Origin of the sequence: Stieleria mannarensis, from assembly GCF_014154935.1 — a bacterium.
Classification (GTDB): Bacteria; Planctomycetota; Planctomycetia; order Pirellulales; family Pirellulaceae; genus Stieleria; species Stieleria mannarensis.
The window spans coordinates 117,942-135,083 of the sequence record NZ_JACEHH010000011.1 but is presented as its reverse complement, the minus strand read 5'-3'; the positions used below and the strand labels follow the sequence as shown (position 1 = coordinate 135,083).

Here is a 17,142-nt window from a genome sequence, read left to right as displayed (position 1 = left end):
GGTGTCACCTTGTCCAATGGATCACCAAAAAAGTCATGCCCGATTATCCAGCCGCGTTGGGACATCGGGTCGTCAGAAGCCGCAGCGACAATGCCGGGCGTTGAGGCCGGCAGCTGGCGAAAAGACGCCGCAGTTTGCTCCAGGAGGGGCGCTGCCAGGGCGGGCGGGATTGGAGGGGCGGGATTGGAGGGGCGGTTCATGCTGCAATCTTGCATTGGTCGTCTGGCCTTTTGCCCCGAGGCCGATTGTACTTCCGGTCACCCGCACGGAGGGGTTCGGGGGGGGTCCGGTAGTACCTCAAAGTCGACGTTTCCGTCGGTCCATAGCTCGTGCCACGAGACGCGAGCACGATCCACAAGCACTAGCGCCGACAGCGAGCGGATCGTCCGGAAAAATCAGAAAAACTCTCACACATCCGTGGAGCGCGAGGAAAACAGATTGCCCGGGACCTTGTCTCGGCCGCGTGTCCCCCCAGATGGTCCGCCGCCCCGACATGCTCGGGACAGCACTTGTTTTTTCTAAGAACTCGAGGGTTGATGTGCTACAATGACCGCACCACTTTGAGGAAAGCGACAACCACTGCTGCTTGTCTAAATCGGGACCGCGTGTCTTCCGCGGCACACGTGTGAACACCTTGAGCATGTCCGACATCACGAAGATTCTCGGTCGAATCGATGCCGGTGATGACCGTGCGACAGAGGAGTTGCTGCCGCTGGTCTACGATGAACTTCGTCGCTTGGCCGCACAGCGGATGCGTCACGAGCGATCCGACCATACATTGCAGGCGACCGCGTTGGTGCACGATGCGTATGTGCGGCTGGTCGGTTCTCGAAACGAAAGTTGTTGGCAGTCAGGGACGCACTTTTTCGCGGCTGCGGTTCAGGCGATGCGTCGGATTTTGATCGAACACGCCCGCCGAAAGGCAAGCCAAAAACGCGGCGGCGGTTGGAGCCGAATCGCGATCGAAGACTACGAAGAACAGCGCGTCGGGGAACTCTCGGCCGAACAACTACTCGAACTTGATGAAGCCCTGGCCAAGCTGGAAGTCGAAGACGCGTTGATTGCCGAATTGGTCCGTCTGCGGCTCTATGCCGGGCTGTCGGTCACCGAGGCTGCCGGCGTGATCGGGATCTCTCGGAGCGTCGCCTACCAACACTGGGATTACGCCCTTGCCTGGTTCGCCGTCGAATTGCAGGGAGATTGACCCATGAATCGCCGACCCGCCCCTCCGCCGGCCCGCCGCCTTTACGAGCAAGCGATCGCGCTGGCGGACGAAGCGTCGCAGCGATCGTTTCTCGCCGAGCAATGCGGCGACGATGTGGTGTTGCGGGAGCGGGTCGAGCGATTGTTACAGGCGCGGCGGGAGCAACCAAATCATCTCTTGCATCGTGCTGTTGCCTCCGAAGGTGATGATTCAGGTGGAAAACAAACGGACTTGCTGAATCGATTGACACACGCCAGCACCAACCCGTCGGTAACCTCCGACACCCCCACCGAGATTCAAGACTGCGGCCAATTCACCCCGCCTTCGATTCCCTCCTACAACCTGGTGCGGGTGATCGGTGAAGGCGGGATGGGAACGGTTTACCTGGCCGAACAGCTCGCGCCGATCCGTCGTGAAGTCGCGGTCAAAGTGATCAAGCCGGGGATGGATTCCGAAGAAGTGATCGCGCGTTTTCGCGGCGAGCGTCAGGCGCTGGCGATGATGGACCACACGAACATCGCCAAGGTTTTTGAAAGCGGCACGACCGAGCGAGGGCGTCCCTACTTTGTGATGGAACTGGTTCGCGGCATCCCCATCACCGACTATTGCAAACAGCACGATTTGAATTTGCGCCAGCGGCTGGAGCTGTGCGTCGACCTTTGCATGGCAGTCCATCATGCGCATCAGCGGGGTGTGATCCACCGCGACCTGAAACCCACCAATGTTCTGGTCATGAACCAGGACGGCAAACCGGTGATCAAGGTGATCGATTTCGGTGTCTCCAAGGCGCTCCGTGGCGATCTGGGCGGACGAACGCTGGTCACCCATGGATCCCAGCTGATCGGGACCCCGCTGTACATGGCGCCCGAGCAGGCCAAACGGACCAACTACGACGTCGACACGCGCGTCGACGTTTATTCGATCGGGGTGGTGCTGTATGAACTGTTGACCGACGCGACGCCCATCGATCGAGAAACGCTCAAGCGGATCGGGGTCGACCAGTTTTACAGTCTGCTGGTGCGACGAGAGCCAGATCGGCCCAGCCAGCGTGTTCCCGGCGCGGGTTTTCACACCAAACTGCTCAAGCGGGAACTCGACTGGATCGTGATGAAGGCGATCGACCGGGACCGTGATCGGCGGTACCCGTCGGCCAGTGCGTTCGCCGCCGACGTGCAGCGTTACCTCGATGGCGAACCGGTGGAGGCATGTCCGCCGTCTTGGGCGTATCGGTTCGGCAAGACGGCGCGGCAGTACCGCATCGAACTGAGCATGTTGGCGTTGCTGATGGTCTCGCTGGTCGTCATCTCCGGCGTTTCGCTGTGGCAGATGGCGGCGGTGGATGCGGCGCGACGCGAGAGCGAGCAACGCGAACGTCATGCGGTCGAATTGCTCCAGGCACTCAAGCTGCAACGCGCCCTGACAACGCTGCAGGACGGCAATCTGATGCGGCTGCACGAATTGGCCACCGATCTGCAATCCGACCCGGTGTCGATCGACGGAGTCTCCCGGCCGCCCGAACTGACGCACTTGTTGATGAACGTCGCGACGCGTCCGACGAGGGGATCCTTTGCCAATGCGTCGGCCGTCAATGGGCTGGCAGCGACGCGAGACGGGCAGCGGGCATTGAGCGTCGACGAACGCGGCGATGTCAAGCTTTGGGATTTGAATGCACCCGATGCGATCGGGCGATTGATCGGAACCCACAACGAACCGGCTCACGCGGTCGCAATCTCCCCCGACGGCCACACCGCGGTCACCGGCAGCAAGTTGGGAACGATCTGTTTTTGGAACCTGGACGACGGCACGCTGATTCGACGTTTGCCCCCGCTGGAAACCGGCATCGAAACGCTGCGCTGGTCGCCCGACGGTCGGCATGTGGCCGCCGGCGCCCGCTACAGCGAGGTCTGGGTCGGTGACGCCGACGGCAACGAAGCCTTTCGCATCGCCAATGACCATCGACATGAAAGTTTGCTGTTTTCACGCGACAGTACCCGGTTGATCGCCCCAACCCGCAAGGACATCTGCGTCTACGACATGAGGTCGGGCAAAAAGATCCGCAGCATCAACACCCAACCGCTGAAAAACGTGCGGACCCTTTGCTTCGCCGGGAAAGACGACCGCTGGCTCATCGCCGGCGAACGCTTCAAAGAATCCTTGATCATCCTCGATTTCAAAACCGGAAAACTGATCGGTCAAGTGCCGCTGGACACCTCGTATCCACGCGCCATCTGTGCCTCCGGCAACGGCATGTGGTTGCGGATCAGCTTCTCCGACGGCCAGATCCAAGTGATCCAACTTTCACCGTCCGACGGAGGAGCCGCGGTGACCGGTCGCATCTTTACAAAGTTCCTCGCCCATCGCCCGGCGTCTGACGTTCGCTTGCCGCTTGCGTCCTTGCCGGGCGAGACCGCGTTCATTTCCGGCGGTCAGGACGGCAACATTCACCGCTGGCACCAACATGACGTTCGATCGACCGAGATGCGCAGGCGGCCTGATTCGGTGTTGGCAACCTATTTGATCCCGGAAACGGGACGCGTCTCTCATGTCCACCGCACGAAGCAATCCCCCTTTACCAGTCGTCATGTCGTCTTTTCACCGGAGATCGTCGACGGCGTGTTCGCGGTCGCGAGCGGGAACACGATCTCGGTCGTCAGGGCCGGCGACCAGCAGGTGATTGCCGAAATCAAATCGCCGCTGGCCGGGCACCGCGATCTCGCGTTCTCGGCCGAGGCTGACACACTGGTGGCGGGATCCGCGACACAGGTGTGCGTCTGGAAGTCGAACGACCGATGGGGCTCGCATGAATTGGTCAACCAGTTCGAGATCCAGCACGACGCGCCACCGCGGCTGTGCGATGGCGGCCAAACGCTGATCGTCGACGACGCCGCCGGGCGCCGGATCCTGGAAATCGATATTGGCTCGGGAAGGCGAACCGAACTCGCCAACGATGTCAGCGTGTCCTTCCTTTGTCTGGACTCAGGTGCGCGGCGACTGGGGATGATCGCCGAGAATCTGTTGCTGGTGATGGATCGCCGGAGTGCAGAAGTGCTGATTGAGAAACACCAGTTTCACGGAGTTTCGCGTCTGCAGCTCAGTGACGACGGCACCACTTTACTGGAAGGTCGCCGCGACGGTCGCGTCTACGTCTGGCATCTGCCGACCCGTCAACGACTCGGGCTGCTCTACCAACCCAAGAATGCGGTCGGCATGCTCCATCGCTGGCAAATCGCAAACCAAAGCCGCCGCATGATGCTAGAATTCGGCAGCGATTACGGGGGCACCGATCTGTTGCTGATCCCCGGCCAAATCGGTCCGTAGCCCCCCCCACGGACGCCTCATTTCACCCCGCCACGTACAACATCGGGCGTGCTAGTTGCCCCCGAAGAAACAACGCGGTCGAGACACCGACAGCAACCATTGGATCATCATGCAAACGGCCCCCCGAATCTGCTGCACCGCACTCGCCATGGTCGTTTCCATCGCATCCCGGACCGGGTCGGCGGCGGAACCGGCGGACGTTTGTAGCGGCAGACCCAACTTCGTGGTCATCTTTACCGACGACCAGGGGTATCAGGATGTCGGCTGTTTCGGATCGCCGGAGATTCACACACCGCGGCTTGATGCGATGGCCGATCAAGGCATGAAGTTCACCAGTTTTTATGCACAGCCGATTTGCGGGCCGTCGCGGGCCGCATTGATGACCGGTTGTTATCCGATGCGTGTCGCCGAGCGAGGTCACGTCAAACAAGTGCATCCGATTTTGCACGAGGATGAAATCACGATCGCCGAAGTGCTGAAGACGAAAGACTATGCCACCGCATGTTTCGGAAAATGGGACCTGGCGAAACATTCCCAATCCGATTTCTTCATCGATCTGTTCCCGACCCGCCAGGGTTTCGACTATTTCTACGGAACACCGACCAGCAACGACCGTGTGGTGAATCTGTACCGCAACGAAACACTGATCGAACCGGCGTCCGACATGTCGACGCTGACGCGGCGTTACACCGATGAAGCCATCGCGTTTATCGAAAAGAACCGACAGCGTCCGTTTTTTGTCTACCTGCCGCACACGATGCCGCACACACGGCTCGATGCGTCCACGGCGTTCAAGGGGAAAAGCCCGCGGGGACTCTATGGCGACGTGATCGAAGAAATCGATTTCAACATCGGCCGACTCCTGGATTCGATCAACGAGTTGGGCTTGGCCGAGAACACCTATGTGCTGTTCACCAGCGACAATGGACCTTGGTTGAACAAGAACAAAGGGTTTGCGGACGGGCACCTGAGCGGCGACCGTGGCGGTTCGGCCGGTCCGCTGCGAAGCGGCAAGGTATCGACGTTTGAAGGCGGCGTGCGTGTGCCTGCGATTCTGTGGGGGCCGGGACGCGTCCCCGCTGGAACGACCTGTGATTCGATCGCCACGACCATGGACCTGCTGCCGACCATCGCCGCTTTGGCCGGCGCGGAAGTCCCCTCGGATCGTGTCATCGACGGCGAAGACGTCCGGCACCTCTTTCACGGCAAGTTTGATCAGGCCGATCCAGAGAAAACCTACTTCTACTATCTACGAGTTCATCTTCAAGCGGTCCGTCAGGGCAAATGGAAACTGCATCTGCCACGGCAGAAAGAACCGCTCGGGGCGGCTCCGTTCAGCCGCAATGTTCACATCGCGCCGGCCGATCGCATCGGATTTGAAAAACCGTTCCTGATCGACCTGGAAAACGACCTCGGCGAAACGACGGACGTTTCGCACGCGAATCCCGAGGTGGTCCGGCGATTGCTCGCCCTGGCCGAAGGCATGCGCGAGGATCTGGGCGATTACGATCGCGTCGGAAAGAACATGCGTTTCTTTGATCCGTTGGAACGCCGTCCCGAAACGCCACCGATCCCCGATCCCCCCAAGCCACGGAAGAAAACGAAGCCGGGCGTCAAGAGATAGTCAACGCCCCATCATTCTGCCTCGAATCATTCCGCCTTTGCAGCACTGCCCGGGTGCTATTTCTTGTTCCGCGTGCGGTTGTTGGGTTGGCGGTTGTTGGGCTGGCGGTTGTTGGGTTGGCGGTTGCGGCGTGACGAACCCGGATCGGAATCTTCCGGCACTCCAAACTGTTCTCTCGCCGCGGCCAGTTGTTTCATCAGCCGCTGTTGGACACCCGTGTAGTCGGTGCTTCCGTAAACACTTTGCAGCTCGTTGGGGTCGGCTTTCAAATCGAACAACTCCCAGTCATCGATCCGTTTGCCTTCGAGCGCGTAATAGTGAATCAGCTTGTGTCGTCCATCGGTCACGCCGTAGTGACGCGCGACGTTGTGCGCCCCGGGGTTTTCGTAGTAGTGATAGTAGAACACCTGACGCCAATCATCGGGCGTTTCGCCGCGCAGCAGCGGCTTGAGCGAGCGGCCTTGCATGTCCGCGGGGACTTCGACGCCGGCAAGGTCCAGGAACGTTTCGGCGAAATCCAGATTCGAGACGATGTCGTTGTTGGTCGATCCGGGGGCGACCTTGCCGGGCCAGCGCACCAGTAACGGCGTGCGCAGTGATTCTTCATACATCCATCGTTTGTCGAACCAACCGTGTTCTCCCAGGTACCAGCCCTGGTCGGAGGAGTAGATCACGACGGTGTTGTCGGCCAGTCCGCTTTCGTCCAGGTAGTCCAAGACCTGTCCGATTCCGTCATCGACGCTTTTGACACAGCGCAGGTAATCTTTGACGTAACGCTGGTACTTCCACTTGATGATCTGTTCCTCGGTCATCGAATCCCTGGCAGCTTCAAACGCCTTGTTCTTGGGGCCGTAGGCGGCGTCCCAGGCGACCTTTTGTTGGTCGTTCATGTTGCCGTAGCCGGACAGCTTCAGATCGTTGGCGTTCAAGTGGTTTTTGATCGTCATCGTTTGCCGGCCGGCCGATTGGGTGCGTCCGGTGTAGTCGTCCCACAGCGTTTCCGGTTCGGGGATCGTGACGTCGTCCAGCCACGTCAGGTACTTTGGCGCCGGTCGCCAATTTCGGTGGGGCGCCTTGTGCTGGTACATCACCAGGAACGGCTTGTCGGGATCGCGATCCTCTTTCAGCCACGCGAGTGTCTTGTCGGTAATGATCTCCGTCGTGTAACCGGTGTGCGGCCGCGTCACCGGTTGGCCGTCGGCGCCCTCGGTGATCATCGGCGGGTTGTAGTAGGGGCCTTGGCCTTTCAAGACGTCGTAGTAGTCATAGCCTTGTGGCGTGGTCGCCAAGTGCCATTTGCCGATCACCGCGGTTTGGTAGCCGGCGGCGCGAAGCAGTTTGGGGAACGTCTGTTGGTCGCCATTGAACCGATTACCGTTTCGGATGAAGCCGTTCAGGTGGCTGTACTTTCCGGTTTGAATGACCGCGCGGCTGGGGCCGCAGATTCCGTTGGTCACATAGCAGCGGTCGAACCGCATCCCCTCGCGGGCGATCCGGTCCATGTTGGGCGTCGTGATCCGCGTCGGGTCATAGGCGCTGAGGGCTTGGGTGCAGTGGTCATCGGTAAAGATGAACACGATGTTGGGCCGGTCGGTCGTCGCGGCGACACCGAGCGATGTACCGGTGAGGACACAGCAGAGCGACGCAAGCAGCAATAAAACCGGACGCAATCGACTAGACGTCGGTCCGGTGGAATTTCCAAGGCGAGTCATCACGGAAGCGGTCATTGGCGGGGCTCGAGGGGGCAGGCAGGGGGTGCAAGAGTGATACGAAAGCCCTTGATCCTAGCCACTCCGGTCAGCGCACACAAATCCGCCGGCAACGAATTTGCAGGCCTGTTCGGATGCGACGATTTCGCCCGTGTTGCACCGAAACAGCATAGACGGGGATGAGCAAAACAAGGACGGCGTCCCGATTCATCGGAAACTTTGGCGAAAGCGAACGAGGCTGAAGGCGAACACACCACCTCCGAGGATCGCCATGTACAGAATCGAGTCCCAGACGGTTGTGATGTCGGCGCCCTTGATCAGGATTCCGAACGCCGCGTTCAAGTAGTGGTGCAAGGGCGAAAGGTACATGATCGGCAACAGGGCATCGGGCATCATTTCCGGCGGCGTGTCGCTGCCGGACAGCATAAAAAGAATCGGCATCAACGTGATGCTGACGATCCCGACTTGCCCCATGTTTCGGGTCAGGCTGGCGATCGAAATCCCCAAGCCGGCAGCCGAAGCGGAAAACAGAGCGGTCACGCCCAAGAACAGCGCGAGATTGCCGCGCACGTTCAACGCCAACGCACCCTCGATGATGAAGATCAACGTCACGACACTGGCCAACAAAATGATGCCGACCATCGGTACGATTTTTCCCAGCATGATTTGCAGCGGACTCAGTGGTGAGACCAGCAATTGCTCGACCGTCCCACGTTCTTTCTCTCGCGCAAGGGCGGAGGCCGGCAACAGGATCGAAAACAGAAAAATGTGTTGGGCCAGGTCTTGGATCGCCAGAAACAATGTCTCTTCGTGGTTGGGGCTATACCAAACACGTTGGTCGTTTTGGACGATCGGCAGTGTTTCATCGTCAAATCGTTTCTGTACGGTGTCGGCGGAGAACTTCCGCACGATGCTTCCGGCGTAGTTCGCCGCCAAATAGGCGCGTGCCGAGTCGGCTCCGTCCAATTGCAGTTGCAAACGCGTCGGACGGCCACTTTGCAGGTCACGATCGAAGTGCTGTGGGATGTCCAAAACCAGTGCCGCATCTCCATCGTCCAGACGCTCGATTCCGTGGCGACTGCTTTCCAATAGCTCGTGGATTCGAAATTGCGGTTGTTGAAATCGATAGATCAGACTCCGCGAAGCGTGGCTGCGATCATTGTCGATGACGACCAGACTGGCGTGTTTCAGTTCGCGGCTGATTGCCGTTGCATTCTGGTATGCCATGATCGTGAACGCGTACAACATGAACAAGGCAAGAATCCAATTGCGCAAGAATTGAACCAGTTCTTTGCGACAAACGACCCCCAGCCGCCAAGCCCAGACCAGAACCGGTGCACCATGATCGTTCATGATTTCGGCCTCTTGCTAAACTTCAAACAGCACAGCGCGTAGAGCACCAGCGCATAAATCCCCAGCGCCGTGATCGATGACGCCAAACCGACGAAACCGGTGCCCTTCAAAAAGGATGCCTGAATCGCTTCGAAAAAGTAGCTCGCCGGCAACATTCTCGCTTGGAGTCTTCCGGCATCCGAAAGCGACGAAAGCGGAACGATCATCCCGGAGTATTGCAGCGTCGGGATCAGCGTCACCAGGACCGCCAAGATGACCGCGGCGATCTGGGAGCGGACGAAAAACGAGATGATCATGCCCAGCAGGGTGGTGCACGTGACGTACAAGATCCCGGTCACCGCAAAGGCGATCGGGGATCCGCGAAAGGGGACTTGAAAGACCAGCAGCGTCGTGGCAAACAGCATGCAGAAACTGATCGATGAGATCACGACGTAGGGGATCAGTTTTCCCAGCACAAACTCGGGTCGCGTCAACGTCGACGAATAAACATTGTCGATCGAGCCACATTCTTTTTCACGAACGACGCCGACCGAGGCGATGATCGGTGGAATGAACGCCAGCACGGTCATGATGCAGCCGGGGCCGATCGCCCAGAGACTGGTCATGGCTTCGTTGTACAGAAAACGCGTTTCCAGGGAGACCGGACTGGCGAGCGCGGTCGCGGCGGCAGGGGGGATGCCCTGCGTGAATGCCAGGTGGTCGGTGACCTGACGCTGACTGAATGAAGCGATCACCGCCGAGACATAGCTGCCGACGGTCTCGGCTCGGGCCGGGATCGCGCCGTCGATGATGGTTTGGACTTCGGCTGGTCTTCCGGATCGCAAACGCTCGTGAAATCGTGGCGGAATGACAATCGCCGCACGGGCTTTGCTGTCGGTAATCAAACGCTGAATCTCATTCCGGTGACGGACGTAACCGATGAAATCAAAGTACTGCGAGTCCTTGAACTTGTACGCCAGTTCGCGACTGGACGACGTGCGGTCGAAGTCCAAGATGACGATCGGGATCTCGCGGACATCCGTATTCACACCGAACCCGATCACGACCATCATCACCGGAGGCATCAGGAAGGCGAGCGTGAAAAGCAACCGGTCACGCGTGATCTCACGTGCTTCTTTGACCGCCAATGTGACAACGCGTCGGAAATTCATCAGCCCCGCTCCGCTGCTGGAAAAGTTTGTCCAGGCGCCTGCCCGAGCGATTCCTCTTGCGTCAGAATCGAGTCGACGAAAACGTCTTCCATCGCGATGTCATCGTGTCGCCAATCGGTGACCGCGATCTTTGCGTCGCGGAATAGCTCGGCCAACCGACGTTGGTCACGCTGGATGTCGGTGGTCAGCAGCCGCAGGGTCCGTCCCAGGATCGCGGCCCGGGGAAATCCGTGCTCACGGGCAAGGCGGAGCGATCGCATCGGTGACGAGGTGGCAATCGCCAGCGGGGTTCCGCGGCGGCGGTGCAACTGGTCACGCAGTTTCGCGGGCGTCCCCGATGCGACCACACGTCCGGCGTACATCAATGCCAGGTCGTCGCAGCGTTCGGCTTCGGCCATGTAGTGCGTGGTCACCAAAATCGCCACGCCGTCCTGTCTGGCCAAACGCACCAGGATTTCCCAGAACTGTCGCCGCCCGATTACATCGACGCCGGAGGTCGGTTCGTCCAAAAAGATGACTCGCGGTCGATGGACGAGCGCGCAGGCGAGCGCCAGTCGTTGCCGGATGCCCATCGGTAGATCGCCGGTCAATCGACGCTGGTGTCCTTGCAACCCGACCTGTTCAACCAACTCCGCGATGCGTTTGCTGCGCTGCGTGGGAAACAATCCATACACCCCCGCATAGAACTCCAAGTTTTCCATGGCCGTCAGATCCAAATACAGCGAGAACGACTGCGACATGTACCCGATTCGTTCTCGGATCGATTGACTCGCTCGGCCGATGGCGGCCCCTGCCACGCTGCCCGAACCCGAGGTGGGAGGCAGCAAGCCCGTCAGCATTTTAATGACCGTCGTTTTCCCGGCCCCGTTGGAGCCCAACAGGCCAAAGATCGTTCCGGCGGCGACTTCCAGACAGACGTGATCGACGGCGCGAAACGTTCCGAAGTCGCGGACAAGTTGATCGGCGCGGATCGACGCGGAACCGTCGGAATGACACGTCAACGGGCGTGCCACAGCGGCGTGATCGACTCGGCCATCGCCCGTCACCGGCGTGGTCCCCGCGGAGTCATCGATCAACAAACCTGCGACGACGTCTTCCAAGTCGGGCGGTGACGTCGAAAAAACGCCGTGATCCGGCGACGCGATTCTCTCCAGGCACTCACGGGCGGTTTCCGGATCCGTGTCTCGGACGAACACCCGCACCAGGTCTCCCAATGACTGAACCTGGCGATGATGCCGTCCAATCCGTTGCGTTTCAAGAAGCACGTTCTTCGATGCATAGGAAACGATGGTGCCGGGCGCGCGTTTCAGGAGCGTGTCCTCGCTGCCTTGGGAAATGATCTTCCCATCCATCAACAAAGCCAACCGGTCCATGTAGTCGGCTTCGTCCATGTAGGCGGTCGAAATGATTGCGGTCATTCCGGATTCGTGGACCTGGTCATTCAAAATCGACCAAAACTCGCGCCGTGATACGGGGTCGACACCCGTGGTCGGTTCATCCAACAGCACCAATTCGGGCTGATGAATCAGCGTGCACACGAGGCCGAGTTTTTGTTTCATCCCGCCGGAGAGTTGCTTCATCGGCCGGTCGCGAAACTCCGCCAAACGCGTCATCGCGAGCAATTGTTCTTTGCGCTCTCGCAATATGTCCTGGGGGACCAGGCGGAGCCCGGCGAAGTAATCGATGTTTTCATTGATCGACAACTCGGGGTACAGATTGTTGCCCAGTCCTTGGGGCATCAATCCGATTCGGGGTTTGACCCGTTCGGCCGACCGCTGCGAATCGATTCGAATCCCGAACACATCGATGGTGCCGGCGTCGTATTGTTGAACGCCCGCCATCGCTCGGATCAAGCTGCTTTTCCCGGATCCGTCGGGGCCGATCAATCCGAACACTTCGCCACGGCGGATTTTCAATTCGATCTCACGGAGCGCCACGGTGCGTTGGTACTTCTTGCCGACGCCGTGGACTTCGACGACGTTCTGAGGTTCGTCGCCGGCGCGGGAAGCAAACGGGATTCGGTCTACCAGCGCGGCGGCATCCATGGCGTGTCCTCCTTCCACCGAATGACGGCATCCGCGGGAAGGCCGGGGGTCAACCGATGATCAGGATTTTTGTTGATGTAGAGCCGTGCGGCAAAGACCAGTTTGACGCGTTCGTCGGTCGTTTGTACTTCCTTGGGAGTGAATTCGGCTTCCGAGGCGATGTACCGCACGGTCGCATCAAAGGGCTGATCGGGATAGGCGTCGGTATGGATTTTCGCCGGCAGTCCCAATCGAATGCGGCCGACCAACGGCTCGGGGATGTAGACTTGAAGGTACAGCCGGTCCAGGTCGACCAGGTCCAGCAACGGAGTTCCGGCGGTGACGACTTCGCCTTGATCAACGTGTCGCGCGACGATGGTCCCTGCGGTGGGTGCCGTGATGGTCAAATCATCGAGAGTGCTTTGTGCTTCGGCGACCGCGGCTTCCGCTTCGGCTTGTCGTGCCTTGCACTCTTCGATGTAGGCGAGTGCTTTGGCGTGCATCGCTTCGAGCGCGGCGACCTCATCCTGTTTGGCTCGGATGCGTTCGTCGCCCAATCGGGCTTCGGCGAGCCGCTTTTCGGCGGTGAGTCGCGCCGCCGCCGCGGCGGTCAACTGGTTTTGCGCCGTCGTCCAGAGCAGCTTGCGTTTGTCGACCTCTTCGACGGAAATCGCGTCCGCCTTCCGCAACTGCTCGGCGCGCTCGTATTCGCTTCGCAGTTGGCCTTCGTTGGAATCGGCCGTCGCAGCGGCGGCAAGCGCTTGATTCAACTCGGCTTCCGCAGTTTCGATGGCCAACGGAACCTGTTTCTTCAACAATTCCAGCGACGTCGTTGCGGCGCGGACCTCGGCGGCGGCGGCACTGGCGTTGGCTTTCGCGCCCAGCAAGATCGCTCGTGCAACCTCCACACCGTGGTGTTCCTGATTGAGTTGTTCTTGGAGTTGTTTGTCGTCGATTTGAATCAATGTCGATTCGCATCGGACGTCGTCACCTTCGCGTGCGAACAACGTTGACACCCGACCGGCATGCTTGCTGGCGATTGCAACGTGATCGCCCTCGATCCGACCGTTGGCCTGAATCAACCCCTCGGGAAGTCGCTTGTTCTCAAGCCACGCGTGCCGGCTCGCCAACCCGATGACGATCGTTGCACTAAGTAGCAGTACGGCAATCAGGGTTCGCATGGCGCTGAGATTCCCTCGTGACGGATGAAAAGCCCGGTCTGCCCTTGGGACAGAACCGCGCGCCGGTGTTCAACCTGGTGCGCCAAAACCGCCCACATGGCGGTCACGCACGCCCCGGCTCTGCTCGAGACGATCCCCACAAGGGCGTCGCAAAACGCGCGCCGTCGGTGGCCGCCGACCGTCACACGCTCGGATCGAAAGGTCCCCCAGGCGTGTCGATCGGTTTGCGTTGGACAGCCTGTGTGAGAGAATCGACGGAGGAGCCATCGCGCGGGTCGGGGTTTTGAAACAACGACCCCGGCGTTTGGGTCCGCACACGACCACGCCCCACGAGCGACTTGCCATGCCGATTCGCAATCTTGACACGATCTTCGCTCCCAAGAGCATTGTCGTCGTGGGTGCCAGTGAGCGCCGCGGCAGTGCCGGCCGCATCGTGCTGGAGAATCTGCTCTCGGGGGGATTCGTCGGGCCGGTTTATCGGGTCAATCCGCGATCCAGCAGCATCGATTCGGTGCCCTGTTACGCGAGGATCAGCGATTTGCCCGAGGGCGTCGATTTGGCGTTGATCTGCGCGCCGGCGGAGACGGTTCCGGAGCTGGTGACCGAGTGTGGTCAGGCGGGGATCCGCGGATTGGTCATCCTGTCGTCGGGGTTTCACGAGGCATCGGAGGCGGGGCAGGTGCTGGAACAAGCCGTCGGGCAAGCCGCGGCACGGTTCGACGGACTGCGGATCGTCGGCCCCAACAGTCTGGGCATCCTCGCCCCGCACCGTTCACTCAACGCGAGTTTTGTCAGCCAGTCGCCGCCGAAGGGAAACATCGCCTTGATCTCACAGTCCGCGGCGTTGTGCACCGCGGTGTTGGACTGGGCGATTGACGAGAACGTCGGTTTTTCCCATTGCGTCTCGGTCGGCAACATGCTGGATGTCGGCATCGCCGACTTGATCGATTACTTCGCCACCGATCGCTGGACGCGGTCGATCATTCTGTATGTCGGATCGATCACCGAACCACGACGGTTCATGTCCGCGGCCCGCGCGTTCACGCGGACCAAGCCGATCATCGCGTACAAGGCGGGCCGATTTGCCGAATCGGCGCAAGCGGCGACCACGCACACCGGCACGATGGCGGGCGTGGACAGTGTCTATGAAGCGGCGATGAAGCGTGCCGGCGTGTTTCGCGTTTACAGCGTGGAACAATTGTTCGATTGCGCGAAGCTGTTGGCCCAGACGAAAACACCCGCGGGGCCGCGGCTGGCCATCGTCACCAACGCCGGCGGGCCGGGCGTGATGGCGACCGACGAATTGTTGCAGCATCAGGGGACGCTTGCCCAGCTTTCGGCCGACACGATGGAAACGATCGACACGCGGCTTCCGAGCAGTAGGTCGCATGGCAATCCCGTCAACCTGCTCCGCGATGCCCCGCCGGAGCGGTTTGAGTTTGCCGTGCAGCAGGTGCTCGCCGACAGCGGGGTCGATGGGGTGCTGGTCGTCTTGGCGCCCCATGCGATGACCGACCCGACAGAGACGGCCGAGGCAGTCGTACGGACTGCTGAGCGTTCGGTGAAACCCGTCCTGGCGGCCTGGATGGGTGGCGGAAAGGTGCACGCGGGAAAGGAATTGCTGAAGCTGGCCGGCATTCCGACGTATTCCTCACCCGAAAAGGGCGTTCGCGCCTTCATGAACTTGGTTGCCTATGGTCGGAATCGGGAAACGTTGTACGAAACGCCCAGCGAAGTTCCGATCGAGTTTCCGTTGGGCCGGGCGAAGCGACAAAGCGTCTTCGAATCGTTTCTGAGGGAGGGGCAGGACGTGCTCTCGGAAACTGCATCCAAAGCGTTCCTGCAGACCCACGACATTCCGGTCATCCAAACCCACGTCGCCCACACGGTGGAATTTGCGACCGAGTGTGCGGAACGGCTGGGATACCCGGTCGCACTGAAGGTGCATTCACCGGACATCACACACAAATCCGCGGTCGGCGGCGTCGCGTTGAATCTGGCCAACCGTGACGATCTGGTCCGAGCCTATGATCGCATCCTCACCCACGTCAAACAACAGCGGCCTGGCGTGCGGATCGAGGGCGTCACGGTGCAGCGAATGTTGGTCGAACCGAACAGTCGCGAGTTGATCGTCGGTGCCAAACGCGATCCCGTGTTCGGTACCGTCCTGCTGGTCGGTGCCGGCGGAACGACGACCGAACAGTTTCGCGATCTGGCCTTGGAACTTCCCCCGCTAAACGAACGGCTTGCCAGACGAATGGTGCAATCGCTGCGGTCCTGGCCGTTGTTGCAAGGTGGGCCTGGCCGCCCTGGTATGAATCTCAATCGACTCGTTGAAGTCCTGATGCGACTTTCGTATCTGGTCGCCGACTACCCCGAGATCGCCGAGTTGGACGTCAATCCGCTGCTGGTGACCAACCGCGACGTCATCGCGTTGGATGCCCGAATCGTGATCGATCGCGACGCCGTGGTGCATCCCGTTCGGCCGTACTCGCATCTGGCGATTCGCCCCTATCCGGATGAATACATCAAGCACTTGGTCTTGAAGGACCGAACGCCGATCACCCTTCGACCGATCAAGCCCGAAGACGAGCCGATGTGGCACAGCCTGTTGGCCAGTTGCTCTGCGGAAACGCTACGCATGCGATTTCGGTACATGTTCAAAGCAACGACCCACGAGATGGCGACACGGTTCTGTTTCATCGACTACGACCGCGAAATCGCGATCGTGGCGGAAGCCGAAATTGATGGCGGGCGGAAGTTGCTGGGCGTCTGTCGGTTGGCTGCCGACGCGGACCACAGCATCGCCGAATTCGCAATTCTGGTCGGCGACTCCTGGCAAGGTCTCGGGATCGGCTCGGTGCTGATGGATTATTGTCTGGGGATTTGCAAACACTGGGGCGTGCAATTCGTCGTCGCCGAAATGGCTCCTCAAAACATGCGAATGATTCATATGTTTGCCAACCGCGGCTTCGAGATCGACCGTAGCGGCGGACAGGATGTGGTGGTCGCGCGAAAGGTGCTTTCCAACCTGTAGCAGGCAATCGATTGAACCGACTGTCGCCGCCGGCATGGCGTGCGTTCGCCAGCGGGGCGGCGACATTGGTGCGCGATTGTTACTGTTTTTTCGCCAACGGCCGTTGTCAGACCACTACACTTGAAAAATATTCTTGACGTCCCGTGAAGCCGACGATTCAACGCGTGTCGTCGAGCCGAACTGCCAAGCTTGTCCATTCGACTCATCCATTACGACGCCGATCCGATGCGTGACACTTCCATTTCCAAACTTCTATTCGTTCTTGTGTCCATTTCTTTGACGATTCCGATGTCCGGTTGTGGTCAGGACATGTCGGAGCCCGAAGGTCCGGAGATGGGCGCGGTTGAAGCTTACTTGCAAGAGCACCCCGAGGAACGTGAAGACAATCCCGATGAAGCTCAATCAGAAGAAGATGAAAACGACGCTTCGAGCTGATCGGCGATGAAAGCCGATTCAAACCCGAGTCATTGAAATAGATTTTTCTCAGCACCAACTTTCCGACGACGAACGCGGAGGGCGGTGATCGGTACGTGATCTCTTT

Annotated in this window: 10 protein-coding genes; 5 read left to right on the top strand and 5 right to left on the bottom strand. The window is 59.8% G+C overall.

From position 1 onward, the window contains the following. Nucleotides 1-640 precede the first annotated feature (640 nt). The 3 genes from H1B37_RS09825 to H1B37_RS09815 all read left to right on the top strand — a co-directional run bounded on the left by H1B37_RS09825 (nucleotide 641) and on the right by H1B37_RS09815 (nucleotide 6,146). A complete protein-coding gene (locus tag H1B37_RS09825; protein ID WP_182866470.1) occupies nucleotides 641-1,204 on the top strand; it encodes an ECF-type sigma factor in 564 nt (187 codons plus the stop codon). Nucleotides 1,205-1,207: 3 nt separating this feature from the next. Beyond that, nucleotides 1,208-4,522 (top strand): serine/threonine-protein kinase, encoded by a 3,315-nt coding sequence (locus H1B37_RS09820; RefSeq protein ID WP_182866469.1) that lies wholly within the window; start codon nucleotides 1,208-1,210, stop codon nucleotides 4,520-4,522. A gap of 148 nt (nucleotides 4,523-4,670) precedes the next feature. Then, nucleotides 4,671-6,146: a sulfatase family protein gene (locus tag H1B37_RS09815; protein ID WP_182866504.1), complete on the top strand. Its 1,476-nt coding sequence runs from the start codon at nucleotides 4,671-4,673 to the stop codon at nucleotides 6,144-6,146. Nucleotides 6,147-6,202: 56 nt separating this feature from the next. On the opposite strand, the gene H1B37_RS09810 is transcribed toward H1B37_RS09815, so the two are convergent. The 5 genes from H1B37_RS09810 to H1B37_RS09790 all read right to left on the bottom strand — a co-directional run bounded on the left by H1B37_RS09810 (nucleotide 6,203) and on the right by H1B37_RS09790 (nucleotide 13,564). Then, nucleotides 6,203-7,858, bottom strand: coding sequence for a sulfatase family protein (locus H1B37_RS09810; RefSeq protein WP_182866468.1), 1,656 nt, complete (start codon nucleotides 7,856-7,858; stop codon nucleotides 6,203-6,205). Nucleotides 7,859-8,062: 204 nt separating this feature from the next. Next, entirely contained in the window at nucleotides 8,063-9,208 is a 1,146-nt protein-coding gene (locus tag H1B37_RS09805; protein ID WP_182866467.1) for an ABC transporter permease, read from the bottom strand. Then, entirely contained in the window at nucleotides 9,205-10,359 is a 1,155-nt protein-coding gene (locus H1B37_RS09800) for an ABC transporter permease (protein WP_182866466.1), read from the bottom strand. Before H1B37_RS09800 ends, H1B37_RS09805 begins: the two co-directional genes overlap by 4 nt. Further along, complete coding sequence (locus H1B37_RS09795) at nucleotides 10,359-12,404, bottom strand: ATP-binding cassette domain-containing protein (protein WP_182866465.1); 2,046 nt, start codon at nucleotides 12,402-12,404, stop codon at nucleotides 10,359-10,361. The genes H1B37_RS09800 and H1B37_RS09795 overlap by 1 nt, the downstream gene beginning before the upstream one ends. Continuing rightward, nucleotides 12,383-13,564, bottom strand: coding sequence for an HlyD family secretion protein (locus H1B37_RS09790; protein ID WP_182866464.1), 1,182 nt, complete (start codon nucleotides 13,562-13,564; stop codon nucleotides 12,383-12,385). Before H1B37_RS09790 ends, H1B37_RS09795 begins: the two co-directional genes overlap by 22 nt. Before the next feature lie 343 nt (nucleotides 13,565-13,907). Here H1B37_RS09790 and H1B37_RS09785 point away from each other — a divergent pair, with 343 nt between their 5' ends. Beyond that, a complete protein-coding gene (locus H1B37_RS09785) occupies nucleotides 13,908-16,601 on the top strand; it encodes a bifunctional acetate--CoA ligase family protein/GNAT family N-acetyltransferase (protein WP_182866463.1) in 2,694 nt (897 codons plus the stop codon). Nucleotides 16,602-16,826: 225 nt separating this feature from the next. Then, on the top strand, nucleotides 16,827-17,036 hold the full coding sequence (locus H1B37_RS09780; protein WP_182866462.1) for a hypothetical protein: 210 nt from the start codon (nucleotides 16,827-16,829) through the stop codon (nucleotides 17,034-17,036). Nucleotides 17,037-17,142: the final 106 nt, after the last annotated feature.